We start from the raw sequence: 23,454 nt of genomic DNA on the forward strand, positions 1-23,454 counted from the left end.
TGCCGGTCGCCGCGGTGGTGCCGCCGGCGGTGCCGTTATAGATGACGTTGCTGCTGGCGGTGGCGCTGGCAAAAGAGGTCGTGCCGCGCAGGTCGGCCGCCGTCGCACCGGAGATCGTGGTGGAGACATTCGACTTGGTGGAGTAACCGACCGTGGTCTGCAGCGCCTGGTTGGCGATCGACTTCGCGGAGTCGACGAGCTTCTGCAGCGAAGTGATGCCGGTGTTGGCAGCCTGCAGCACCTGCACGCCGTTGCCGATGTTGTCGAGCAGGTTGTTGATGTCGCTGGCGCGGTTGTCGAGCGACTGGGCGGTGAAGAAGTTGGTCGGATTGTCCAGCGCCGAGTTGACGCTCTTGCCCGTCGACAGACGGTTCTGCGTGGTGGCGAGAAGATCAGCGGTGGACTGGAGGGAGAGCAGGTTCTGACGAACCGATGCGGAAAGAACGATACCGGACATGGGGTGTTACCTTTCTGGTAAACGACGCTACTGTTACGCGTCCTGGGGATCTTGATGACCCAGCGACCGGCGGACGGTGGCCCCGAGACTCTAACGAAGCATGAAATGAAACCGGCACTTTCGGCGAGTCGCGGCGTGATTCGGCTCGCCGAAGCGGTGGCCGCGCCACGCCGCCAGGCAACTTAATCATTGATATGATTGCGCTTTTTCCCAGCCACGACCCGGATTCAGAACTCATTAACTAATGTTGAGGGAGTATTGCGCCCTGATCCGCCACAACTCACGCTCGGTTACGAAAGCGTTGATGGAGAACAGGCAAAATGGCCCTCAAGGTCGAGCTCAGGCCGCACGAACGCATCATTGTCGGTAATTGCGTCATCACCAACACCGACCAGCGCGCCCGCCTTCTGATCGACGGCGAGAACGTGCCGATCCTGCGCGAGCGCGACATCCTCACGCCCGAGACCGCCGATACGCCGGCCAAGCTCGTCTATCTGGCCGTCCAGCTGATGTACATCTCGCCGGATCCGCAGAGCCAGCACGGCACCTATTTCAACCTGGTCCGCGACATCATCACCGCCGTGCCCAGCGCCTGGCCGATCATCGAAAGCATCAACAACAACATCATGAGCGGCGATCTCTACCGGGCCCTGAAGGACGCGCGCAAGCTCATTGCCTACGAAGACAAGCTGCGCGAGCAGTTCGAGGCAACTCATCCCAAAACTGATGCCAAGAACGACACCAATACCGAGCCCGGCAAGAGCGACGTAAGCACGGCGGCCTGATCCGCGCACTCCAGCCCAAACGACGACGGCCCCGGATCATCTCCGGGGTCGTTGTCGTTTCAGCCGTTATCGTTTCAGCCGTTGACGATCACTGCGACGCAAGTGGAGGCGCCTGGACCTCGATCAGTCCACCGGTCCGCTTTGCACCGAACTTGATCACCGCCGACACCAGCGCGTCGATATCCATCTCCGCGGTGCGATGATTGACGATTGCCGCGCGGATCGCGAACTTGCCGTCGAGCGTCGTGCCCGACGGCACGGAGATGCCGGATTCCTGAACGTCGGCGACAATCTCGCGATTGACCGCATCGCCGGCGCGGTAGCGGAAGCAGACGATGTTGAGATTGACGGGCGCCAGCAGCTCGAGCCGCGGCTCAGCGATCACGCGCGTCTCCAGATATTTTGCCAGCGCGCAGTTTCGCGCGATCACTTCACCGAGCCTGATGGTACCGAACGTCTTCAGCGTGAACCAGGTCTTCAGCGCCCGGAAGCCGCGCGACAGATCCGGACCGAGATCGCAAGGCCAGACGCTGCCGGCCGCAAGCCCCCTCGCCTCGCGGCTCAGATAGGCCGCCGGCTGCGCGAAGGCCTGCCGATGACGTTCGCCGTCACGCACCAGCAGGAAGCCGGCGTCGTAGGGCACCTGTCCCCATTTGTGGAAGTCGAGCGCGATCGAATCCGCGAGCTGGATGCCCTCGAGCAACGGCGCGAGCTCCGGCGAGAAGATTGCGAGCGCACCGAAGGCGCCGTCGACGTGAAACCAGATGTCCTCCTCGCGGCACAGCTCTGCGATCGCTTTGAGATCGTCGATCGCACCGATGTCGACGGTGCCCGCCGACGCCGTGACGAGGAACGGTCTGAAGCCGACCGCGCGATCAACGGCGATCTGCGCGCGCAACGCGGCGACGTCGATACGGTGATCGGCATCGACCTCAATCTTGCGAAGCGCATCGGTGCCGAAACCGGCGATGTCCATCGCGCGGGAGATGCAACCATGTGCAGCTTTCGACGCATAGGCCGTGAGCAGCGCGCCGTCATGACCGATACCCTGCTGCCGCACCATCGTGCCGAGCGCGTTCGTACGCGCCACCAGCACCGCCATCAGATTGGCCGACGAGGTGCCGGTGACGAAGATGCCGCTCGCGCCTTGCGGAAAGCCGAACAGACCGCGCATCCATTCGACGATCTGGCGCTCGACCTCGATCGGCATGTGATCGCGTCCGCCGAGATTGGCATTGAGGCCAGCTGCGAGCATCTCCGCGACCATACCGACCGCAGTGCCGCCGCCATGCACCCAGCCCATGAAGCCGGGATGAACATTGCCTGTCGCGTAAGGCGCGACATGCTCGGAAAATTCGCGATAGACCTCGGCGAGATCGGTTGCCTCACGCGGCACGTCGGTTCTGACTGAAGCGCGAACCTCATCCGGAATCGGCTGCCAGACCGGCCGCGCGCGAACATTGGCGATGCCGTCGATCGCCTCGTCCAGCATGCGGTGAGCAAGTGTACGGAACGCGTTCCAGTCCTGGGGGTCGAGCGATCCGTCCGTGACGCCGGCTTGCGGCCTGCGGATGAGCTCGTTCATGCCGCGCTCCCCAGGCTCGCCTTCGCATGTCCCTTGGCATGCCGCGACAGCATCGCGGTGAACGCGGCAAAGATCTTACGCATCTGCGGCGGCTTGTATGGAAACACAACAGGTGAATCCATGTTATGCACGACGGCGGTGTTGTCGGCCTCGAACACCAGAAGCTCGCCATTCTGGTTCTCGGCGCAATCGACGATGAAATAATCGAGACCGACGCGCCGGCTCATCTCGTCGAGTGCGTGTCTGTGGCGAGCCGCGAAGGCACGATCGAAGTCTTGCATGAAGACGGCTTCTTCAGCGCGCTTCTCTTCGCTGAACGCCATGTAGGCATTGAGATACCAGATGTCCCAGCGATCGGCAATCGCCATGTGGCACGCATAAGGTTTGCCGTCGACCATGGTGAGCCGGATCTTGCGATAGAGCCCGTCGGGGCTTGCATAGTTGACGAAGCGCGCAACGAAGAAGTCCTGCTCCTGCCGCTCGGCAAGATAGGCGACGAGCGCCGCCGCATCGTCGAGCTTGGCAAGCCCGACGCCGGCGTGGGTGCCGCGCGGCCGTGCGATCATGGGAAAGTGCAATTCGCCCGTGATCTCCGTGCAGGCAATACGGCCTTCCGCGAGATCAGACAATTGCGCGCGCGTCGCGTGCGCGGTCACGGGAATGTCGAGGCCGGGGATGCCGGCCAGCAAACGGAACAGCTTGTCGCGATCGAGATTGGCGATCAATTCAGGCCGATTGAGCAGCGGCCGCGGCCAGTTCGGCGCGGCCCTTTCGATCAGTGCAAGCGCTTCGCGGCACTCCTCTGAATCGGATGCGACCACGATGGCGACGTCGTGCTCAGGCAGCGCTTCCGGCAGCCCCTTGTCCTTGGTCACATACAGCGTCAGGAGCTCGATGTCGGATCCCTCGAGCAGAAATTCGATCGGGGTGTTGCCGCCCATGTCGATGTCGGCCGCAAGCGCGAGCACGCGCAAGCCCGGCTTCAGGACCGCCGCGGGCGTGCGAAACAATTGGTGGAAGGAGAGCACCTCGGACTGGATCACGAGCCCTGCTTCCTTCTCGCCCATCAGCTGAGCGATCAGCGACAGATCGAGCCCCTCGCCCGCCTGCGCCGTCCCCTCCGCGATCCGCGCCAGCAACTTGTCGCGCAACGGATGCAGATCGACACCCTCGAACGCCTGACGCGTCAGATGCGCAAAGCCGATGCGATCGGCATAATCAGGCGCGGCAAGCGGATTCAACATCTCACACCTCGAATACAGGCTACGCCGGCACGGCGGCGGTACGGTCAAGCAGCAGTTCGATCTTCACCAGGACATGGGCGATGCGATCGAGAATGTGCTGCACATTACGTTGCGCTTGCGCGCTGTCGGCCGACCAGGCCTCGGTGACGAGCCGCGCGCCGACACATAGCCGCAACGCAGCCTGCGGCACACCGTCCGGCCGCTCCAGCCGGACCGGCTGACCAACGAGCGAGCGCTGCGCTGCGACCTGGCGGTCCGCCGTGCTGCCGCCGATATCATCGCCCATGTCGCGCGCGAGCGCGCGATAGACCACGCTGGTATCGGAGATCGACACCGGCTCATTGTGGCGCAAGAGGGTGAACGGAAAGATCGAACGCTGCATAAACTCTTCATCATCGGCATCGGCGGCGTCGGCCGGTGCCGGTACGGCGCGCAGCGACGGTGACAGCGTGATCATGCTGTCGATGCCGGCGGCGAGCTCGGTCATTGTCCCGGCACGGAACGCGCCCGGCACCGCAAAATAGCTGGCGATCTCGGCCAGCGCGGCTTCCCAGCGCAGCCATTGGCCGAAATTCGGACGGCGCTCGAAGCGCGAACGCAGCCCCGTCCACGCCATCGGCCAGTCGCAGCGGCCTGCATAGTCGAAGTAGCCGGGCGCGATCCGATCGATCCGGTCGATCGCCCGCGACAGCCCCTTCGGCACCAGCAATGCACCGCTGAAGGCAGGCCCGCCGAAGAATTTTGAGCCCGTCACCAGCACCATGTAGCCGCGGTCGAGATAGGAGCGCAGCCGCCGTCGGCCGAGCCGTGCCTGGCAGGCATCGACGACGACCTGAACCTTGCGCGGCCAGCGCCGCGCGATCTCATCGAGACAGGCGGCACTCGGAGCACGCCAACCAAGCTTTGACGAATCCATGATGTGCAACAGAACCCGCCGGCCTTGCGCGAGGCTGTCTTCGATTGCACGCATCACCGCAGCATCCGCATCGATGCGCATTGCGAGTCCGGATGTAACGTCGCGCAGCGGCACGGCGATGGAGTCGCCGGCCAGGCCCGCGATCGCAGCGTCCTTACGCACCGCAACACCGCTCGCCGTCCTCGTGCTGAAATGGTGCCCGCGCGCGGTCTGCGCCGTACCGCTGCCGGTCTGGTCGGCGCCGACCACGATCGTCATCGGCGCAGCGCCGAGCACGGCGCCGGCCAGGAACAGGGCATGAAGCTGCGAGTCCGTGCCCGATGGCGAGAACACCACATCGACGCGCGGCGACAGCTGGAAGTGACTGCGCAGTTCATCGCGCATGTCCTCGCAACGCCGGTCGAAGGCGATCTCGACCTCGTCGAACAGCGATTTGTGGACCAGCTCCTCGCGCGCCAGCGCGGCGCGGTCATAGGCAGCCTGGGAGATCGTCGATGCGGTGGACGAGGCGAAATTCCAGATCCCGGGCTCGGGCGACGGCGCGCAGCCATAGGCGTTGACGCGCTCGTTCGGGTCGAGCGCCAGCCGCCCATCTCCGCCGGAGGCGAGCAGCGTGTCCAGCGGCGTGAACAGATCGCGCAGGCGATAGCGCGAGCCGCCCTGGGACGCTCGCTCGATGTCTGACAGGCGGGATGCGCCGATGCTCATCCCGGCAGGCTCACGCCGCGTCGGCGGCCGCGGCCACCGGGGCCGGCGCGAACTGCGAGGCGATGTCGCCGTGGAACACCGACGGGCCGACATGGTCGAGCGAGCTCTGGATATCTGCCCAGATCTCGCCGCCGATATCGGTCCAGCGCTTGCAGAAGGCGAAGTCTTCGGAAAGGTAGGTGCCGGTGGCCGGATCGATCATGCACTCGAACAGCGCGAACCGGTTCGGGCTCGCAACGAGCGTGTCATGCGAATGTTCGCGGAAGAACTGCAGATTGGCATAGTCCGGATGGCGGCACATCGCCTCCAGCGCCTGGCGGCGGATCATCAGGAATCCGGTGCCGGCGTAGCGGACGCGAGTGAAGCCGTTGACCACCACGATGCGATCGGGATCCGCGATCTCGAGCACGTAGTCGAGCGAGGCCGCGGTCACGTCGGTCCTGCCGGCCTGGATCGCCCGCCGCGCCTTGTCCCAGTTGACCCGCTTGATCGGATAGCAGCCGGCGACGACGTCGGCGCCGCATTCGATCAGCCGGAACACCTGCTCCGGCTTGAAGCCGATATCGGCGTCGATGAACAGGAAGTGCGTCGCCTCCGGGTCATCCAGGAACATCGCGACCAGATTGGCCCGCGCCCGCGTGATCAGCGCGTCCCCGTCCCGCAACAGCACCTTGAGCCCGAGGTTGGACATGCCGTGCACGGCGCGCTGGAGCGCGAAGATGGAGCTCGCGTAAATGCTCGACACCTGCCCACCGAAGCAGGGTGTCGCCACCACCAATTGCATCTTGTCCGACATCGACAGCTCCGCCCGCCCAAATCCTCTCCAAGAGGTAAAGAGGCATGGTTAACGGCGCCTTAATGCGCCGTTACAGGTACTTGACCAGCGAGAGATCCGCGAGCTTGGCGGTAGTCTGGTAGGACGCCTGTAGCGCGTTCTGGAGCGACAGGATCTCGCTCGCGACCTGATCGGGCGAAGCCGACTCCGCCTGGTCGATGATGGTCTGGAGCTGCGCCTTGGCCTGGGTCTGGCGCGTGCTCGCGTCCTTCATCGTGTTCTGCGCCATTGCGATGTCGGTCTGGATGTCCTCGATCTTCTGCTGGCCGGGCTGCGGCGTCAGCGCCTGCGTGGTGCGCAGGCTCAGCGCCGCCACCTGCCCCCCCGCATATTGGCCGGTCGGCGAGGTCGAGAACGTGCCGAACACGGCGATCGCCTGCAACTGCTTGCGGATCGCGTCCTCGTCGGCCTGCGCGCCATATTGCACGGTGACGGAATCATCCACCCGCGCCACCGCGGTCGAGCGCGCCGAGCCCGGCCCGTCATTGCCGGTGTACCATTTCACCGTATTGGCCGTGCCGTTCACCAGCGTCGTCGCCGAACTCGCCGGCGAAGGCACGCGCAAAGGCGGCGTTGCCGCCGTGACGGGCGACGTCGTGAAGCCGAGCGCCGCGAACGCCGCGCCGTTCGAGCTCGTGATGTTGAGGCTGCCGGGATCGTCGGTGTTGATCGTGATCACGCCGCCATGGATGGTCGACGGCTTGGTGGTGCCGGTGATCTGATCGATCTTGCTGAGCAGAGTCGAGACGCTGTCGGTAATATTGATCTGGTTTGGGCCTGACGCGCCCGAGGCGACAAAGGTCAGCGTCTGACCGTTCACCGTGATCGTATCGGGGCTGACCGCAGGCGGACCCGCCGACCCCGCCTGGAACGAGGTTGAGAGGACTTCCGGGCCGCCCGTGGTCGCAGGGCCGCTCAGCACCGTTGAACCGGTGATCGGAGGCGTGGTCAGCGCGCTGCCGCGCGTCACGCTGCTGAGACCGAGCGCCGTGACCGCCGCGCCGCCCGTGACGGCCACGTCGGCGGCGGTGCCGGTCGCGATCTGGATATTGCCACTGGCGTTCAAAGTGACGTTAGCAGCGGGGACGCCGGCGGCTGTGGCGATCGCATTCAGGATATCAGATACCTTCGCGGCGCTGCCCGAAGCCAGTCCGATCGTGGTATTGGCGCCGGCCGTCGTGACCGTGGTGGCACTAGGGTCGAAGGTGATGGTGTGGGCGCCATTCGCGCCGGTGATGGTCAGGGTGGTGCCGGTCGGAGCGTTGGCGAGCGCGCTGAGAGTGGCTCCGTTGAGATGGGGTGTCGCAGAAGGATCGAGCGACGTGGCCGTCGACGCAGCCGCCGATGCGCTGTCCTGCAACGCGACCGAGCCCGTCCCGGTCGTCGAGGTATAGGAGCGCAGATTGCCGGCGGGCGCCACATTCGCGGTGGCTGATCCCACCGTATTGAAGAAATTGTCGCCGGCCGTAACCGCGGACGCCGCCACCAGCGAAGTGCCTGCGAGCTTCTTGATCGCGGTGTTCAACGCGGTGTTGAGGTTCGAGGCGGTGATGTTGGGGTTCGGGGGAACCGGCGGAACGGCGTTGGGATTGCCGGGGTCGATCGCAAAGCTGCCGACCGGCGTCGGCGTCGCAGTGGACGCAGTCAGGTTGATCTGCTCGCTCGAACCATCAGGCAGCGTGAACTGCACACTGAGCGTATCGCCATTGCTCGGATTGACGCCGTTGAGATCGACCGAGAAGGACACCGGCGATCCGCTCGGGCCGGTGACCGTCGCAGTCGGCATCTTCGAGGACACCGCGGCGATCTTCAAGCCGAACGGCGATCCCGCGACGTCCTCCGACACCTTCACCGAGCTCGCCGTCGGCTGCGACTGCACCAACCGTCCCATGCCGTTGGCACCGAGGTCGGCGGCCTGACGCTCCGCCATGACCTGCTTCAGCCCCGCCTGCGTGGTGGTGCCGTTGATGATGGTGCCGGCATCGGCGACCGACTGGGTGTTGTAGGCGGTGCCGGAGAACAGATAGCGGTTACCCGACTGCGTGTTGAGCACGCCGACCATCGAGCCGAACTGCGCCGCCGCGGTGTTCTGCGCGATCGTCTGTCCGTTGACGTTGAGATCCTGTGCGGTGCTGGCCGAGCCGGTCTGCACCGTGTTGCGGATCGTCGTCAGCGACTGCAGCGCGGTATTGGCGAGGTTGATGTTGACGTTGACGTTGGTGATCGTGTCCGTATAGGCGGCGATGTTCGAAAGCTGCGCGCGCCCGGCGATCGCGAAGCCCTCGTTCGTGCCCATGCCGGAATAGTTCTGCGACAGCTTGCCGGTCGAGAGCTGTGTCGACAGGTCCGTGAGCTGCTGATTGATGTTGCGGATCTGCGCGCCGAGGACTGACGAGCCGTAATTGATGCTGCTGATTGACATGTTTTCAGAGCCCTACTGATTACCCTTGAGCCTGGAGTAACGTGTTCATCATGCTCTGCACCACACTCATCACGTGCGCGTTGGCAGCATAGGCATTCTGAAGCTGGATCAGGTTCGACATCTCCGAGTCCAGGTTGACGCTGGAGGTCGAGTTGAACTTGGCCTGCAGCGTCGAGACCACGACGCTCTGGCCCTGCTGGAGCTGGGTCGCCTGGGTCGAGGCATTGGCCTGCACGCTCAGGAACTGCTGCAGATAATTCGAGACGCTGCCGGTAAACGGCTGGCTCGCCGAGCCGAGACCGGTCTGCGGCGAATAGGAATACACGGCCGTGGTGAGCTGCGAGTAGAGATAGTCCGAGCGAGTGGTGTCGCCCGTCGGGGTCACCGGCGATGTGCTGTAGATCGACAGTCTGGTCGGATCGGCGGTGAGCTGCGTGTTCACGGCGATGCGGCCGGCAAGGCCGGTCATCTGCGAACCGGAGCCCGTGATCGCGCCGGTATAGAGCGCCTGCCCGCCGTCGGTGAACAGCGGCAGCTGCGGACCGCCTGATGTCAGCGACGAGACCGTCTTGGTGCTCGATGCGGAGTTGATCTTGACGAGGCCGCTGTTGTCGTCGGTGACGCGCAGCGTCGTCGCGGTCGCCGGCGATGGCGCTGCGGAGAACGACACGTGCGAGCCCGGCAGCGCGGTGTTGAGCGCGGAGGCGATCGCGCCCATGCCGCTGGAGAAATTGACGCCGATCTGGATCGGGTTGGCGTTGGTGGCGTTCTGCAGCGGCAGCGCCGTCGGATCGGTCACGTTCACCAGCGTAATCTGGCGCTGCGTGTTGGTGGAATCGGTATAGGTGATGTTGACGGTGTTGCCGGGCTGCGCGCCGGCGAGATCGATGTCGAAGCCGGCGGGCGAACCGGAGACGGGCGTGCCCGCCGTGGTCTTGTCCGACATCGCGCTCGACATCGTCGCGGCGAGCTGATCGACCTGGTTCTGCGCCTGCACCAGGGTCTGGTCGCGCAGCTTCAGGTCGGCCGCAATCTGGCCGGAGGAGACGACGTTGTTGCCGGCGACGTCGATGGACGAGCCGTTCGGCAGCTTAATGGTGAGCGCACCGACCCCGGACTTGGACGGATCGATGTTGTAGAGCGAGGTCGCGCCCAGCGCGCCTGCAGACGTGAAGGAGAATTGCGAGGCGAGCCCCGCGCCGACCAGCTGGATGCCTGTCGTGGTATAGATGTTGGTCTGGTTGGATCCGTCGGTGGTGACGCGGACGTCGACATATTTCGACAGGCTGTTGATGGCCTGGTCGCGCTGATCCATCAGGGTTGCCGCGGCGGGATCGGTCGGCGCGAGGCCCTGCAGCTTGGTGTTGATGTCGGCGATCTGGTTCAGCGCCGCGTTGGCAGCTTGCGAGGAGGTGGCGAGATCCTGCTCGACGTTCGAGCGCAGCGACTGGATGCCGTTGGTAGTGACGTTGAGCTGCGTCGCCAGCGTCTGCGCGGCGCCGAGCGCGACCCTCTGCGCCGACGACGAACCCGCATTGGTGGAGAGCGCCTGGAGCGACGTGGTGAAACTGTTCAGCGCGTTTTCGAGCGTGCCGCTGTTGCCGGGCGTGCCGTAGACACTCTGAAGCTGCTTCAGAATGTTGGCCATCTGGTCGGCATAGCCGCTGCCGCCGGTCTCGGTGCGCAGCTGGTTCTGCACATAGCTGTCGATGTCGCGGCTGACGCCGGTCGTCTTCGCCGTCGAGCCGAAGTCACCGGTGGTAACTTCGATCTGGTTCGGCGTCTGGGCGACGTAACCCGGCGTCTGCGAATTTGCGACGTTCGACGAGACGATCGAGAGCGCGGCCTGGTTGGCACGCAGACCGCTCATCGCACTGGCAAGGGCTGAACTCAAACCCATCTTACTTGCCGCCTTTGGTTACGTTGGGCGCCGATCAGCGCAACACGTTGAGGAGGTCCTGGACCATCGAATTCGCCGTCGTGATCACCTTGGTGTTGGCCGAATAGGCCTGCTGGGTCACGATCAGCTTGGTGAACTCGTCGGCGATGTCGGTGTTGGATCCCTCCAGCGACGAACCGCTAATGGTGCCCGAGGCGCCCGCGATCGCCGGGCCCGACTGGTCGGTCACGGCGTAGGCGCCGCCGTCCATCGCCTTGAGATAGTTGGTGCCGTTGAAGTGCGACAGCGTCACCTGGGCGAGGTCGAGGTTCTGGCCGTTGGAGAAGGTGCCGACCACGAGACCGTTGTTGCTGACGGCGACGGAGCGGAGCTGACCGGCGGCGTAACCGTTCTGGGTGATGGTGTTGATGGTCACCGCGCCGCTGTTGCTGGCATATTGCGTCAGTGCGCCCGAGGAGATGTTGAGGGCGACCGAGCCGAGCGATTGACCGCTGACGGTGACGTTGCTGAGCGTGATGCCCGAGCCGGCCGGCGAGGTCAGCGAGCCGTCCGCGGCGAAGGTGAAGGACTGTCCGGCGTTCACCCAGCCGACCGTCGTCCCCGTCGCATTCGGGTCGGTCTGGTAGAACAGGTTCCAGGTGTCGGCATGGCCGTTGCCGAGCGAGGCGCTGTCCGTCTTGGCCCAGCGCAATTGCAGATTCACCGGCGTGCCCGCAGCATTGTAAGCCGTCACCGCGCCACCGCTGATCGACTCCTTGGTGAAGGTGGCGATGTCGTTGCCGATCACGCCGCCGGTGCCGGACGTGCCGCCACCGCCGCGGTTCTTCTGGATCGCCGACGTGAAGCCGAGCGCGGCCAGAGCGTTGCCGTTTGAGCTGGTGATGTTCAGCTGGGGACTGGCGGTACCGGTCTGCAGCGTGATGACACCGTTGGAGATCGAGGAACCCGAGGCCCCGCTCAGAGCATCGATCTTGCCGAGCAGCGTTGTGATGTCATCGCCCACGTTGATCTGGTTTGCACCGGACGCACCCGACGCCATGAAGGTCAGCGTCTGACCGTTCACCGTGATCGTATCGGCGGCGACGGCAGGCGGACCCGACGATGCCGCGTGGAAGCCCGACGAGAGCACTTCCGAGCCGCCCGGCGTCGCAGCGCCGCCCAGCAACGTTCCGCCGGTGATCGCCGGCGTCGACAGCACGTTGCCGCCGCGCGACACACTGCTGATACCGAGCAGGCCGGCCGCCGTGCCGGCCACGGTGATATCAGCCGTGGTGCTGGTCGTGATCTGGATATTGCCGGCGGAATTCATGACCACGTTGGCGGGGGGAACGCCGGCGGCCGCCGCAACCGCGCTGAGGATACTGCCCACCGTTGCGTTGGTGCCGTTTTGCAGACCGATCGTGGCCGGATTTCCCGCCGTGTAGCCGGTCGCGCCAGAGGTAAAGTTAATGACCTGGGTGCCGTTGATCGTCAAAGACTTGCCGTCCAGGCTGCTGAGAAGCGTGGTGTTGAGGTGCGTGGGGACCGCGGTCGCATCGAGCGGGGTCGCGCTGGTGGCCGCCGCTGAAGAACTGTCCATCAGCGCGACCGTGCCCGTCGCGGTTGTGGCCGTGTAGGCTGAGCGGAGATTTCCCGTCGCCGCCGCGCCGGAGACTCCCACGCTGACAAAGGGCGGCGGGGGCGTGCCGACAATCATCGGGTTGGCGGCGAAATCGGATGGATTGAGGCCGCCGGCCGCAAGCAGCGTACCGCTCACCGCGGTCGACTTCGCCACGGTGTTCGGCACCGACGGCAGGTTCGCCGCGTACTGGATCGAGGTCGTCGCCTGCGCCGGAACGAAGTTGTTCTGGAATTGCAGCACGGTCGGCACGCTGCCGGTCGGGTTGCCAGTCTTCGGGTCGACCGCGACGCCCATCAGGTAATAGCCGGCGCCATTGACGAGGTTGCCGTTGGCGTTGACCTGGAAGTCGCCGCGACGGGTGTAATAGGAGACGCCGTCGAACACCGGCACGTTGTCGACGACGCCGCTCGCCTTCTGCACGGCGAAGAAGCCGTCGCCGGTGATCGCCATGTTGGTGGCGACGCTGGAGGACGAGATCGTGCCCTGGGTGGTGATGGTCGCCTGAGCATGGGCGGTGACGCCGCCGGCGACCTGCTTGCTCGGCACGGACGCGTCGGGGATGAGATCTTCGAATGAGGTCCCGATGCCCTTGTATCCGGTGGTGGACGAGTTCGCGATGTTGCCCGAGATGTTCTGAAGCGCGTAGGACTGCGCCTGCAGACCACCCACCGAGGTGTTCATTGCATCGAAGATACCCATAACTTTGTCTCCAAATCCGGTCTCGGCGGCGGGTCGACCCATGGCCGCAGTCGGGGAGACAGTCGCAAGGCCTATGCCAATGCGGGTATGTGTGTAAAATCAGATACTTAAATAGAAATGCCCCGGTCACATGACCGGGGCACAATTGCCGGTCCGGCAATTCTTGCCGGGACCATACGTCAAGTCGCCGACGGCGTTGCCGGGTGGAAGACCAGCCCGAAACCATCGATGCAATAGCGCAAGCCGGTCGGCTTCGGACCGTCGTCGAAGACGTGGCCGAGATGGCCGCCGCAGCGCCGGCAGTGCACCTCGGTACGCACCATGCCGAAGGTGCGGTCCTCGGTCTTGCCGACATTGCCCTCGATCGGCTGGTAGAAGCTCGGCCAGCCCGTGCCGCTCTCGAACTTGGTCTCGGAGGAAAACAGCGGCAGGTCGCAGCCGGCGCAGGCGAAGGTGCCCTTGCGGTGCTCGTTCAGCAGCGGGCTGGAACCGGGCCGTTCAGTGCCCTCCTTGCGCAGGATCTCATATTGCTGCGGCGTCAATTGCGCCCGCCACTCGGCGTCGGTCTTCTCGATCTCGAATTTCTGCGCGGCTTTCTCTCCAGCCTGCGCCGGACTTGCCCTCAGCCAGCGGAAGGCCGAAAGGCCGAACAGGCCGGCGACAGTCGTTAGCAGGATGCGGCGGTCAAACATCTCATTCTCCGTGCGCGGGGACCACGCCCTGAGATACGGGCTCTAACGGCTGACGTTACACTTCCAGGCGGGATTTTTCTCAACTTATTGCGAGACGCCCTGCTCGTGGGAGGCCGGTTCCGCGGCCTTCGTGGCCGCCGGCTGCGGCGGTGGGGCCACCCGCGGCCGCACTCCGGGCGCCGGACGGCGCGGACCGGTGCCGGCGGCCCTGTTGGCCTCGGCCAGACGCGCCTCGCGCTCCCTGTCCTTCACCCGCGCTCGTTCGCGGTATCGGGCCAGCGACCCCGCGGCGGCGGAACTCGCCCTGCCCCAGATGCCGACCAATTGGCCCGCGACCCGCCCGGTGGTGCCGCCTGCCCAGACCAGTTCGAACGGCGAGAACAGCTTCCAGCGCTCGTCGCCCGAAAGGATGCTGCGCGCGATCAGCTGCCCGGCCATCGCCGAGGTGTTCATGCCCTGACGCCCGAACCCGCTCGCCACCCACAGCCCTTTGCGCAGCTGGCCGATCTGCGGCATGCCGTGCACAGTGTGGCCGGTCGCGCCGCCGAACGTCTCCGCAATCTCCACGTTCCCGAGTTCTGGGAAGATCGATTGAATCCTCCGCCTGATGGGACCGGCAAAGCGCTGCGGACGCGCCGCCCAGGTGGTTTCCGGACTTTCCCACATCAGGCGATCACCATCGACAATACGGAAATGATCGACACCGTCGGAATCCATCACCGAGCCCTTGAAGGCGATGATCTCATGCAGGCGCTCGCCGAGCGGCGCGGTGATGCCGGCATAGCGCCAGACCGGCAGCAACGTCTCCGAGAGCCGACGCAACGGGGCGCCGAGATGGATGTTGCCGGCGAGCACGATGTGGGTGGCGCGCAGCCGTGCCGATGGGGTGACGATGCGTTTGCGGATGCCGGAATGATCGATGCTGACGACCGGCGTGTCCTCGAAGATGCGCGCGCCGGCGCGGCGCGCCAGCGCCGCCAGGCCATGGACATATTTGCGGCCGTCGACCTGGAACGCCCTGGGATAATAGACGCCGTGGAAGTAACGATCGGTCCTGAGCGCCGCGCGGACGCGATCGACCTGCCAGCCCTCGGCTTCGGTGTCGAAATCCTCGTTCAGCATCTGCAGCTGGCTGATCAGCCGGTCGCCGGCATCGACATTGGAGACCTCGAGCACGCCGTCGGTCAGGCCGATGCCAGGGATATTCTCCTCAGTGGCGTTGGTCCGCACGAACTCGGCGCCCTCCTTCGAGAGCGTCCATAACTCACCGGCATCCTCGAAGCCGATCCGCTCGATCAGCTCGGTGAGCGGCAGCGCGAAGCCCGGCATCACAGTGCCGAGCTGGTTGCCCGAGGCGTTCCAGCCGATATGACGGCCCTCGAGCACCGCGACGCTGGCCCCGAGCCGGGCCGCCTCCAGCGCGACGGAAAGGCCGGCGAGCCCTGCCCCGATCACGCAAATGTCGGCGTCGAGATCGAACGACAGACGGGCACGTTCTCGAAAGCCCGCTTCTTCCTGGGACACGCTTGTGAAAGTCTCGCTCATGGCGTTTTCTTAGAGCATGATCCGGAAATCCGTGCAGCGGTTTTGTCACCTTGTCCTCAGCCGGCACCGGTAGATTATTCTGGACCTGGAACGATTCGAGAATGCCATGCGCCGTTTGATGCTGCTGCGTCACGCCAAGACCGAGACCGACGCGCCGAGCGGCCGCGACCAGGACCGCCGGCTCGACGACCGCGGCGATCGGGATGCCGCCGAGATGGGCGACTGGATCGCCAACCATCCGCCTGCCCCCGATCTCGTGCTGGTGTCGCACGCCGTCCGGGCGCGGCAGACATGGGACATCGCCTGGCAGGCGATGAAGGACCGCGTCGCAGCGCCCGAGGTCGAGATCTTGCCGGAACTCTACGGCGCCGATCCCGCGCAAATCCTCGAAGCCATTCGCACTGCAACGATCCCGGCCAACCCAAGGCAGTTGCTGCTGGTCGGTCACAATCCCGGCATGCACGAGGCCGCCCTGATGCTGATGGGCAGCGGCGATCCCGCCAGCGCCAAGGCGCTCGCCGACAATCTTCCCACCGCAGGGCTTGCGATCCTCGACTTTGACGTCAAGGATTGGGGTGACGTGGCCTACCGCCGCGGCAACCTGGTGCTGTTCGTCAGCCCCAAGCTGCTTCGACTGGGATGAGACGCGGAAGCGTCCTCTCCAGGTTGATCCAGCCTGGTCATTAGGGAGGCGCAGATGTTCAAGTCCATTCTCGTGCCCATCGACCTCGCCGACACCGACCTGGCGAAGCCTGCGATCGAGACCGCGGCCACGCTGTCGCAGAACTGGGGCGGGTCGATCCGGCTGCTCAACGTGCTGCCGATGACGCCAGTGATGCTGGCCGAATACGTCCCGGCCGATTTCGACGAGCAGCAGCGCCAGACGTCGGAAGAGGCGCTCGCGATCGTCGCCCGCGAATCCGGCATCGACCCCGCCCATATCTCCAGCGTGGTGCGCCAGGGCGGCATCTATCACGAGATCCTGGAGGAAGCCGCCCACATGAAGGCCGACCTGATCGTCATGACCTCGCACAGGCCTGCGATGCGCACTTATTTCCTCGGCTCGAATGCCGGGCATGTGGTGCGCTACGCCAAGTGTTCGGTGCTGGTGGTCAGGCACTAAACAGGAGCAATGACGTGGAGCGATGGTGGCGAAAATGGACCTACGAGGTCCCGCTCGCGATCGGCGATGCATTGTGGGAGGTGCTGGTCGTGCAATTCGCCGCATGGCTCGACGGGCTGACGATACGGAAGGTCATCGCCTTCATCCCCGTCGTCATCCTCATCGGCGCCTACTATCACAGCATCCCGCTTCCGCCGGAGCTGATGCTGATCGGCGACTTCCTCGCCTATATCGACGTCTTCTCGGTGCTGATCCTGGTCGGCCTGCTGAGCCGTATCAGCACGGTCCTGTTCGTCGTCAAACAGGCGATGGCGCGGATGGCGGCGCTCGCCGCCTGCGTCATGGCTCGGATGCAGCGCCTGGATGCCAGGCATCGGCGGCAGCGCACCGCTTCGACCCGGCCTCGCCCCAAGCCTGACCGCTCCGAGGACGACCGAGCATATGGCAGTATGTGGGGCCAGATCGCGCTGGCTTGACCTACGACACCTTGCGTTACCTGACCACTGCGCAGGGAAGGCCGAATGTTGCGGCTTTACCTGTACGGTGCTGTGCAGCCTGTTTTTGCAATTTCGCACAGTGGACCCCAGGTGCCAGTCGGGCACCCGGTCTTCCCTGCGCCCTCTTTCAGATGAGGGTAAAGAGATCAGCAAAGCTCGGGCGAATGCGCCGCGAGGATGCGAAGGTGTGTCTGTTCCCGAAACCAAAATCCAAGTGCCACCACATGCACAAATCTTCGACCCTCAGCCTGAAGGGCTCTCTATGCGACGCAACGCGTCGGGTGGAGAGCCTCGAAGGGTGACGGCCCGGCTGCATTTCGGCCGTTCATCCTTCGAGGCTCGGCTTGCGATGCTGTCGCATCACAAGCCTCGCGTTTCAGGATGACGGAATACCAGGCCCGCATGACGATGTGGGAGCGATATATGTCACCACGCTTGGAGCTATCGGGCCTCGTGAGACGGCACTCACAGATACCGCGTCAGCTCGGCCTTGAACTGACCGTAGACCGCGTCCTCGATCTGGCTGCGGGTGATGCCGATGTCGCGAAGGGCGCGGTCGTCGAGCTCGTTCAGCGTCTTGACCGCGGAGCGGCGCTCCAGGCGGTCGAACAGCGCAAAGGCGGCATTGACGAGCGTGCCAAAAAATCCGCTCGAGGAGGATGGGCGTAAACTCCGCCCGGCAGTTTGCGAGATCGTGGTCATGTTTCTTCTCCGGCCTTGTGTGCCGCGCGGCGAAGCAGGTGCCGTTGGCGCAAACGCTTTCAGCGTCTGCACCTCATTTGCCGTCGGATTGCTCTCGCTCACCTCGGCTCAATCGCGGAACTTGATGGAACTTAAATGCTCCAGTACATTCCTCGGAGCAAGGAAAACATTGCTCTCGGTGCAATAATGTCCAAGTTCGAGTATTTGAAGCTTGCGGATGCCATTGCCGCAGATATCGCTAAAGGCACGTTAAGACCCGGCGACCGGCTGCCGCCGCAGCGCAATTTTGCCTACGATCGCGGCATAGCCGTTTCGACAGCCAGTCGGGTTTATACGGAGCTGCTGCGCCGGGGTCTCGTCGTCGGCGAGGTCGGCCGCGGCACCTTCATTTCCGGTGACATCAGGCGCCAGGTCGAGAGTGTCGCCGAACCGCGTGACGCGCGCATCGATTTCGAGGTCAATTATCCGTTATTGCCGCAGCAATGGGCGATGATCGCCAAGAGCCTCGCCGGGCTCGAGCGCGTCGATGCGCTGGAAGCGGTGCTGCGTTCCTCGACCAGCACCGGCACCAAGAGCGCGCGCAATGCCGCCGCCGCCTATCTCGCGCGCAAGGATTTCACGCCGCAGGCCGAGCAGATCGTCTTCACCGCCAACGGCAAGCAATCGCTCGCGGCCGCGCTTGCGGCGCTGGTGCCGACCGGCGGCCGCTGCGGCGTCGAGGCGCTCACCTACCCCTACGTTAAGAGCATCGCCGCGCGGCTCGGCATCACGCTGGTGCCGATCCCGATGGACGAGCACGGCGCGCGGCCAGACGCGATCCAGAAGGCGCATCGCGAAGCGCATCTGTCGGCCCTGTACCTTCAGCCCATCATCCAGAATCCGCTCGGCGTCACCATGAACGCGGCACGGCGCGCCGACATCATGCGCGTTGCCGAGAAGCTCGACCTCACCATTATCGAGGACGCCGTCTACGGCTTCCTCGCCGACGACACACCGCTGGCCGCGCTCGGGCCGGACCGCTGCATCGTGCTCGACAGCCTGTCCAAGAAGGTCGCACCGGGCCTTGCGCTCGGCATCCTCGTCGCGCCGCCGCGCTTGCGCGAAAGCGTGATGGGCGCGGTCCGCACCGGGGGCTGGATCGCTTCGGGCCACGCGCTGGCGTCGGGACAGCGATTGATGGCCGACGGCACCGTCGCCGAGTTGACGCGGCTGAAGCGCATCGACGCGGCGCGCCGCCAGCAGACCGCGGCACGGCTGCTGGCCGGCTACCAGATCGCGGCCGACGCACGCTCCTATCATCTGTGGCTGACGCTGCCGCCGCACTGGCGCTCGCAAACCTTCGTTGCCGCGGCGGCGCGGCGCGACATCGCGCTGACGCCGTCCTCGACCTTCGCGGTCGCGCATGGCCATGCCCCGAACGCGGTGCGGCTGGCGCTCGCCCCGCCCTCGTTCGAGCAGCTCGATTCCGGCCTGCGCACCATCGTGTCGCTGCTCGGCACCAAGGAGGAGGATTTCGACTCGACGGAGTAGCGCGCGAGAGCCTCAGCCTTCCGGCCATTCGGCGATAAAACCTTTCGCCTTGTAGGGCTCGATCTTGTCCCATTCGTGCAGGACACGACGGCGAAAGTCGGCGTCGGTATGCCAAAGCGAGCGCGGCATCGCAAAGCTGTCGACAGTGAGCAGCAGCTTGGTCACATCAGGCCAGTGCCGGTGCAGCGTCATCGGGTAGCGCCGCGCAGTCCAGGTGTTGCCGAGACAGATCACGCTGCGGACGTTGTGCAATCCCAGCGCTGCATCGATGACGGGCAGCGAGAAGGTCACGTTCTCGCCGGTGTTCATCGCGCGGTGCTCCTCGAGAATGCGGCCCGCCGGAATGCCCGCTGCGACCATCGCCGCCTTGATGATGGTACACTCGGATTGCTCCGAGCCCGGAGTGACGCCGCCGCTGACAATCGACCAGCGAAAGAAACCCTCGCGCCATAGCCGCGCGGCGGTCGCGACGCGGAGCGCCACATCCTCGCGGGTGCCGAACAGAAACAGCAGGTCGGCCGGGCGGAGCGGCGTGTCGATCAGATGGGTGCGATTGATCTCGGCGATTTCGTCCGCCGTCGGCAGGCGCGTGCTGCGATTCCCTGACGTCATCGTCCCACGATGCGGCACCGCCGCGCCGCTGCGAAGTCAATTTTGATTGCGGCCGATTGCAGACGCTACGGCAGCAGGCCGGCCGGCAACCGGTCAAAATTGTAGCGGCGGGGCTGGTTGCGCCGGACGAAGCCACCGACCTGCCAGGCGAACAGCGCCGCAAAGCCGAGGATGAACAGCACGCCGGCGAATTCGCCTGTCATCAGCGCGCGCATCAGGAGCCCGGCCATCGCCACGGCCAGCAGTGCCAGGAACGCCAGCACGGCCGCATAGGTCCTGGCGCCGAGGCCGGCGGTCAGCTCGGCCCGGCTGCCGGCCTTCGCCATCCGCGCATGCAGCGCGACGATGAAGTCGCGAAAACCATTGTCCTGCGGCGCCATCAGCGCTGCGGTCTGCCAGCTCGTCGATAGGATCGCGATGCGGCCACCCTTGGTGTGGCTGACATCGGCGCGAAAGCGGTGCTGCTGCATCGAGACCGGGCGGAACGACAGCCTGACGGCACTGATCTCGTCATAGCGCCAGAGGCCGGTGCGGCCACCGATGTGCCAGGACAATCCTTCGTCGGTCAGCTCGAAGCGATGCGCCGAGCCGATCAGCGAGGCCTTGTAGGCATAGCTGAGCGAGGCGCCCTGCCCGTCCAAAGCCTGCATCGCGATCACCACTCCCTGTCGCGATCCGCTTGCGCAGTCGCCCTGCCCCATCCTACAAGCGGGGCATGGCTGAGACGATCTATTTTCCGCGCCGCCTGATTCTGGGAGCCGCTGCAATCGCGGGAGTGCTGCTAGCGCTCGCGGTGCACATGCTCGGCGCACGCTACGGGCTCGACCTCGGCGGCCTCTGGCGCGCCGACACCCATGAGTTCATGCCGACCGGGGCAGCGATCGCCTGGTGGCTGATCGCCACGGTCGGATTCTCCGGCGGCTATTTCACGGCGACGCTGATGCAGAGCGCCGTCTCCGGCCAGATCCCGCAACGAATGCGCCAATTCCTGATTGCAGTCGGCGTGCTCCTGCTCGCGGGCGCCGGCCAGGCGGCCTCGGCGCCGAGCCCGATCCCGACCATATCGGGCGTGCTAGCGGGCCTCGCGGCGCTCTGCCTCGGCGCCGTGATGGCGTTCTGCGGCGCGCATTTCGCCCTGCGCGGCGGCAAACCCAAATAAGCCCGAGTTCGATTAAGCCGAGGCGCGCAGCCGCGGCCGATCCAGCATCATCGCGACCTCGGAGGCCGGGCGCGGCTTGCTGAACAGATAACCCTGCGCCTGGGTGCAGCCCTCGCGCCGAAGCAGCTCGAGCTGCGCGTCATTCTCGACGCCCTCCGCCGTGGTGACGATGCCGAGGCTGCGGCCAAGGCCGGTCACGGCGCGGATGATCGCCACCGAATCCTCGCGCGTGGCAAGCTCGGACACGAACGAACGGTCGATCTTGATCTTGTCGAAGGGGAAGCTGCGCAGGTAGCTCAGCGACGAATAGCCGGTGCCGAAATCGTCCAGCGAGATCCGCACGCCCATGGCGCGCAATTCGTGCAGCGTGGTCAGCGTCGCCTCGCTGTTCTGGAGCAGCACGGATTCGGTGATCTCGAGCTCGAGACGGCGCGCCGCAAGCCCGGATTTCTCCAGCGCCTCGGTCACGGACGCGATCAGGTTCGGATTTTTGAACTGGACCGGCGACAGGTTGACGGCGACGCCGACGTCATCGGGCCAGGTCGCAGCATCCGCGCAGGCCCTGCGCAGCACGAGCTCGCCGAGCTGGACGATCAGGCCGGTCTCCTCGGCGAGCGGAATGAAGTTGATCGGCGCGATCAGGCCACGCTGCGGATGATTCCAGCGCAGCAGCGCCTCGAAGGCGACCACGCGGTCGCTGACGACGTCGCGGATCGGCTGATAATAGGGCTGGAATTCGTTGCGCTGAAGCGCCGCCCGCAGATCCATTTCCAGGAGGCGCCGCGCCTGCGCGCGCGCGTCCATGCCGGTCTCGAAGAAGCGATAGGTGCCGCGGCCATCGGCCTTGGCGCGGTACAGCGCGAGGTCGGCATTTTTCAGCAGCTCGTCGGGATGGCTGCCGTCCTGCGGCGACAGCGAGATACCGATCGAGACGCCGATCACGATCTGGTGGTCGTCGATCTCGTAAGGCGCCGAGATCACCTCGACGATATGGCTCGCGAGGGCCCGCGCGGCCGCCTCTTCCGAGCGGCCGATCTGGACCACGGCGAACTCGTCGCCGCCAAGGCGGGCCACCGTGTCGTCCTCGCCGACCGTGGCCTTCAGCCTGCGGCCGACCTCCTTCAACAGCGCATCGCCTATGGGATGGCCGAGCGAGTCGTTGATGTCCTTGAAATGGTCGAGATCGAGGCAGAGCACTGCGAGCTGGTCGTTCGCACCCGCCCGGCGCAATCCCTGTTCGAGCTGCTCGTGGAACAGCACGCGGTTCGGCAGATTGGTCAGCGCGTCATGGCGCGCCATGTGCGTGATCTTGGCCTGCGCCTCCAGCCATTCGGTGATGTCCTCGAAAGTGGCAACCCAGCCGCCGCCCTGCATCGGCTGGTTGACGACGCGGATCGAGCGATCGAACCTGGTCACAACGTCCGTCGTGGTGCGGCCATCGCGCGCATCGGCAACGAGCCGCGCAAAGAATTGGTCCGCATCGCCCTTCCACTGCCCCCTGGCGTGCTCTTCCCTCAGCACTTCGACCAGCAATCGGCCGGTGAGCGGGATGCCGGTGCGCCCCAGCATCGCCGCATAGCGCTCGTTGAACAGCATGATCTTTCCACTGGCGTCGAACATGCAGAGTCCTTGCGACATATTCTCCAGCGCGGTGTCCAGCACGATCTGCTGGCGCCCCAGTTCGCCCTTCGCGCGGCGGTCAAGCAACGCCGCGACCAGTGCGATTGCGATGATCGCTACCGCGGCGCTTGCGGTGAGAAAGGACATCGAGGCTGGCGGGATCGACAACCCGCTGATCGCGACGGCAGGATCGGGCGTCAATTCCAGCGCGCCCATCGCGGTGAAATGATGAGAGACAATGGCAACCGTCAGCAAGATCGTCGCGGCGAGCGCGCTGGACAGGCTATCGCGGCCTGCGACGAAAAGGGCGCAAGATCCAAACACGATGCCGAGCAAGATCGATACCGTCACTATTCCGGCGCTCCAACCGACATGAGCGGGAATCTCGAAAGCCATCATGCCGGTGTAATGCATCGCCGCCACACCGCCGCCAACGACAGCCCCACCAAGCGCGACCAGAGCTCCGCGCCTCGTCGAAACCGAAATGCTGAGACCGATGAAGGTGACCGCGATCGCAAAGATCAGCGAGAGGATGGTCACGGGGATGTTGTAGGCGCCACCGGCGCCCGGCCCGTAGGCCTGCATCGCGATGAAATGCGTTGCCCAGATGCCGCAGCCAGCCACGATGGCATCGAGCGTGATCCACACCAGGCGAGCACCGCCGGTCGCCGCGCGCGCCCGGAGAAACAGGCTGATGGCCGCTGCACTTGCGAGCAGACATACCGCCCCACCGAGTGCGACCAGACGCCAGTCGTGCTGGTCGATGAGACAAAACAGAACTTGATACATTGCCGGCCCCTAT

The 23,454-nt window shown here is 65.1% G+C and carries 20 protein-coding genes; 6 read left to right on the plus strand and 14 right to left on the minus strand.

The genetic code is table 11. The features are described 5' to 3' along the window. Positions 1-457, minus strand: a 457-nt coding sequence (locus tag G8O24_RS08505; protein WP_497717817.1) for a flagellin N-terminal helical domain-containing protein, incomplete at its 3' end; no start/stop codon positions are given. Positions 458-777: 320 nt separating this feature from the next. On the opposite strand from G8O24_RS08505, the gene flbT reads away from it, so the two are divergent. Then, the gene (gene flbT, locus G8O24_RS08510; RefSeq protein WP_188098311.1) at positions 778-1,242 is read left to right on the plus strand and encodes a flagellar biosynthesis repressor FlbT; all 465 of its coding nucleotides are present in this window, start codon (positions 778-780) and stop codon (positions 1,240-1,242) included. Between the two features lie 88 nt (positions 1,243-1,330). On the opposite strand, the gene G8O24_RS08515 is transcribed toward flbT, so the two are convergent. The 9 genes from G8O24_RS08515 to G8O24_RS08555 form a co-directional block, all read right to left on the minus strand. Next, positions 1,331-2,827 carry a pyridoxal phosphate-dependent decarboxylase family protein gene (locus tag G8O24_RS08515; protein WP_188098313.1) on the minus strand — a complete coding sequence of 499 codons (1,497 nt, stop codon included), beginning with the start codon at positions 2,825-2,827 and terminating at the stop codon, positions 1,331-1,333. Then, a complete protein-coding gene (locus G8O24_RS08520) occupies positions 2,824-4,071 on the minus strand; it encodes an ATP-grasp domain-containing protein (protein WP_188098315.1) in 1,248 nt (415 codons plus the stop codon). Before G8O24_RS08520 ends, G8O24_RS08515 begins: the two co-directional genes overlap by 4 nt. Positions 4,072-4,090: 19 nt before the next feature. After that, a complete protein-coding gene (locus tag G8O24_RS08525) occupies positions 4,091-5,695 on the minus strand; it encodes a hypothetical protein (RefSeq protein WP_188098317.1) in 1,605 nt (534 codons plus the stop codon). A 10-nt stretch (positions 5,696-5,705) separates the two neighbouring features. Then, entirely contained in the window at positions 5,706-6,491 is a 786-nt protein-coding gene (locus G8O24_RS08530; protein ID WP_188098319.1) for a hypothetical protein, read from the minus strand. Positions 6,492-6,561: 70 nt separating this feature from the next. Beyond that, positions 6,562-8,952 carry a flagellar hook associated protein gene (locus G8O24_RS08535; protein ID WP_188098320.1) on the minus strand — a complete coding sequence of 797 codons (2,391 nt, stop codon included), beginning with the start codon at positions 8,950-8,952 and terminating at the stop codon, positions 6,562-6,564. A gap of 19 nt (positions 8,953-8,971) precedes the next feature. After that, the gene (flgK, locus tag G8O24_RS08540; protein ID WP_188098322.1) at positions 8,972-10,852 is read right to left on the minus strand and encodes a flagellar hook-associated protein FlgK; all 1,881 of its coding nucleotides are present in this window, start codon (positions 10,850-10,852) and stop codon (positions 8,972-8,974) included. Between the two features lie 34 nt (positions 10,853-10,886). After that, the gene (locus G8O24_RS08545) at positions 10,887-13,172 is read right to left on the minus strand and encodes a flagellar hook-basal body complex protein (protein ID WP_188098324.1); all 2,286 of its coding nucleotides are present in this window, start codon (positions 13,170-13,172) and stop codon (positions 10,887-10,889) included. A gap of 179 nt (positions 13,173-13,351) precedes the next feature. Continuing rightward, the gene (gene msrB, locus G8O24_RS08550) at positions 13,352-13,864 is read right to left on the minus strand and encodes a peptide-methionine (R)-S-oxide reductase MsrB (protein ID WP_188098325.1); all 513 of its coding nucleotides are present in this window, start codon (positions 13,862-13,864) and stop codon (positions 13,352-13,354) included. Between the two features lie 84 nt (positions 13,865-13,948). Beyond that, positions 13,949-15,409 carry an NAD(P)/FAD-dependent oxidoreductase gene (locus tag G8O24_RS08555; RefSeq protein ID WP_188098326.1) on the minus strand — a complete coding sequence of 487 codons (1,461 nt, stop codon included), beginning with the start codon at positions 15,407-15,409 and terminating at the stop codon, positions 13,949-13,951. A 106-nt stretch (positions 15,410-15,515) separates the two neighbouring features. Between G8O24_RS08555 and G8O24_RS08560 the strand changes: the two genes are divergently transcribed. The 3 genes from G8O24_RS08560 to G8O24_RS08570 are packed head-to-tail and all read left to right on the plus strand — an operon-like array spanning position 15,516 to position 17,008. Continuing rightward, the gene (locus tag G8O24_RS08560; RefSeq protein WP_188098328.1) at positions 15,516-16,052 is read left to right on the plus strand and encodes a SixA phosphatase family protein; all 537 of its coding nucleotides are present in this window, start codon (positions 15,516-15,518) and stop codon (positions 16,050-16,052) included. A gap of 54 nt (positions 16,053-16,106) precedes the next feature. Then, complete coding sequence (locus tag G8O24_RS08565; RefSeq protein WP_188098330.1) at positions 16,107-16,532, plus strand: universal stress protein; 426 nt, start codon at positions 16,107-16,109, stop codon at positions 16,530-16,532. 14 nt (positions 16,533-16,546) lie between these two features. Further along, positions 16,547-17,008, plus strand: a complete 462-nt coding sequence (locus G8O24_RS08570; RefSeq protein ID WP_188098332.1) for a hypothetical protein — start codon at positions 16,547-16,549, stop codon at positions 17,006-17,008. 486 nt (positions 17,009-17,494) lie between these two features. Here the strand turns inward: G8O24_RS08570 and G8O24_RS08575 are convergent, their stop codons facing one another. Continuing rightward, the gene (locus tag G8O24_RS08575; RefSeq protein WP_188098334.1) at positions 17,495-17,731 is read right to left on the minus strand and encodes a DUF1127 domain-containing protein; all 237 of its coding nucleotides are present in this window, start codon (positions 17,729-17,731) and stop codon (positions 17,495-17,497) included. A 186-nt stretch (positions 17,732-17,917) separates the two neighbouring features. Here G8O24_RS08575 and G8O24_RS08580 point away from each other — a divergent pair, with 186 nt between their 5' ends. Further along, positions 17,918-19,261: an aminotransferase-like domain-containing protein gene (locus G8O24_RS08580; protein WP_188098336.1), complete on the plus strand. Its 1,344-nt coding sequence runs from the start codon at positions 17,918-17,920 to the stop codon at positions 19,259-19,261. Between the two features lie 12 nt (positions 19,262-19,273). Here G8O24_RS08580 and G8O24_RS08585 read toward each other — a convergent pair whose 3' ends face one another. Further along, a complete protein-coding gene (locus G8O24_RS08585; RefSeq protein ID WP_188098338.1) occupies positions 19,274-19,873 on the minus strand; it encodes a YdcF family protein in 600 nt (199 codons plus the stop codon). Positions 19,874-19,938: 65 nt separating this feature from the next. Further along, positions 19,939-20,523, minus strand: a complete 585-nt coding sequence (locus tag G8O24_RS08590; RefSeq protein WP_188098339.1) for a hypothetical protein — start codon at positions 20,521-20,523, stop codon at positions 19,939-19,941. 65 nt (positions 20,524-20,588) lie between these two features. Here G8O24_RS08590 and G8O24_RS08595 point away from each other — a divergent pair, with 65 nt between their 5' ends. Then, the gene (locus G8O24_RS08595) at positions 20,589-21,032 is read left to right on the plus strand and encodes a hypothetical protein (RefSeq protein ID WP_188098341.1); all 444 of its coding nucleotides are present in this window, start codon (positions 20,589-20,591) and stop codon (positions 21,030-21,032) included. Positions 21,033-21,044: 12 nt separating this feature from the next. On the opposite strand, the gene G8O24_RS08600 is transcribed toward G8O24_RS08595, so the two are convergent. After that, positions 21,045-23,441 carry a bifunctional diguanylate cyclase/phosphodiesterase gene (locus tag G8O24_RS08600; RefSeq protein ID WP_188098343.1) on the minus strand — a complete coding sequence of 799 codons (2,397 nt, stop codon included), beginning with the start codon at positions 23,439-23,441 and terminating at the stop codon, positions 21,045-21,047. Positions 23,442-23,454: the final 13 nt, after the last annotated feature.

Origin of the sequence: Bradyrhizobium campsiandrae (assembly GCF_014529705.1) — a bacterium.
Classification (GTDB): domain Bacteria; phylum Pseudomonadota; class Alphaproteobacteria; order Rhizobiales; family Xanthobacteraceae; genus Bradyrhizobium; species Bradyrhizobium campsiandrae.

What these genes read in the sequence shown, in the direction of transcription:
- flbT (WP_188098311.1), top strand. Translation starts at nt 778, where the DNA reads ATGGCCCTCAAGGTCGAGCTCAGGCCGCACGAACGCATCATTGTCGGT.
- G8O24_RS08515 (WP_188098313.1), bottom strand. Translation starts at nt 2,827, where the DNA reads ATGAACGAGCTCATCCGCAGGCCGCAAGCCGGCGTCACGGACGGATCG.
- G8O24_RS08520 (WP_188098315.1), bottom strand. Translation starts at nt 4,071, where the DNA reads ATGTTGAATCCGCTTGCCGCGCCTGATTATGCCGATCGCATCGGCTTT.
- G8O24_RS08525 (WP_188098317.1), bottom strand. Translation starts at nt 5,695, where the DNA reads ATGAGCATCGGCGCATCCCGCCTGTCAGACATCGAGCGAGCGTCCCAG.
- G8O24_RS08530 (WP_188098319.1), bottom strand. Translation starts at nt 6,491, where the DNA reads ATGTCGGACAAGATGCAATTGGTGGTGGCGACACCCTGCTTCGGTGGG.
- G8O24_RS08535 (WP_188098320.1), bottom strand. Translation starts at nt 8,952, where the DNA reads ATGTCAATCAGCAGCATCAATTACGGCTCGTCAGTCCTCGGCGCGCAG.
- flgK (WP_188098322.1), bottom strand. Translation starts at nt 10,852, where the DNA reads ATGGGTTTGAGTTCAGCCCTTGCCAGTGCGATGAGCGGTCTGCGTGCC.
- G8O24_RS08545 (WP_188098324.1), bottom strand. Translation starts at nt 13,172, where the DNA reads ATGGGTATCTTCGATGCAATGAACACCTCGGTGGGTGGTCTGCAGGCG.
- msrB (WP_188098325.1), bottom strand. Translation starts at nt 13,864, where the DNA reads ATGTTTGACCGCCGCATCCTGCTAACGACTGTCGCCGGCCTGTTCGGC.
- G8O24_RS08555 (WP_188098326.1), bottom strand. Translation starts at nt 15,409, where the DNA reads ATGAGCGAGACTTTCACAAGCGTGTCCCAGGAAGAAGCGGGCTTTCGA.
- G8O24_RS08560 (WP_188098328.1), top strand. Translation starts at nt 15,516, where the DNA reads ATGCGCCGTTTGATGCTGCTGCGTCACGCCAAGACCGAGACCGACGCG.
- G8O24_RS08565 (WP_188098330.1), top strand. Translation starts at nt 16,107, where the DNA reads ATGTTCAAGTCCATTCTCGTGCCCATCGACCTCGCCGACACCGACCTG.
- G8O24_RS08575 (WP_188098334.1), bottom strand. Translation starts at nt 17,731, where the DNA reads ATGACCACGATCTCGCAAACTGCCGGGCGGAGTTTACGCCCATCCTCC.
- G8O24_RS08580 (WP_188098336.1), top strand. Translation starts at nt 17,918, where the DNA reads ATGTCCAAGTTCGAGTATTTGAAGCTTGCGGATGCCATTGCCGCAGAT.
- G8O24_RS08585 (WP_188098338.1), bottom strand. Translation starts at nt 19,873, where the DNA reads ATGACGTCAGGGAATCGCAGCACGCGCCTGCCGACGGCGGACGAAATC.
- G8O24_RS08590 (WP_188098339.1), bottom strand. Translation starts at nt 20,523, where the DNA reads ATGCAGGCTTTGGACGGGCAGGGCGCCTCGCTCAGCTATGCCTACAAG.
- G8O24_RS08595 (WP_188098341.1), top strand. Translation starts at nt 20,589, where the DNA reads ATGGCTGAGACGATCTATTTTCCGCGCCGCCTGATTCTGGGAGCCGCT.
- G8O24_RS08600 (WP_188098343.1), bottom strand. Translation starts at nt 23,441, where the DNA reads ATGTATCAAGTTCTGTTTTGTCTCATCGACCAGCACGACTGGCGTCTG.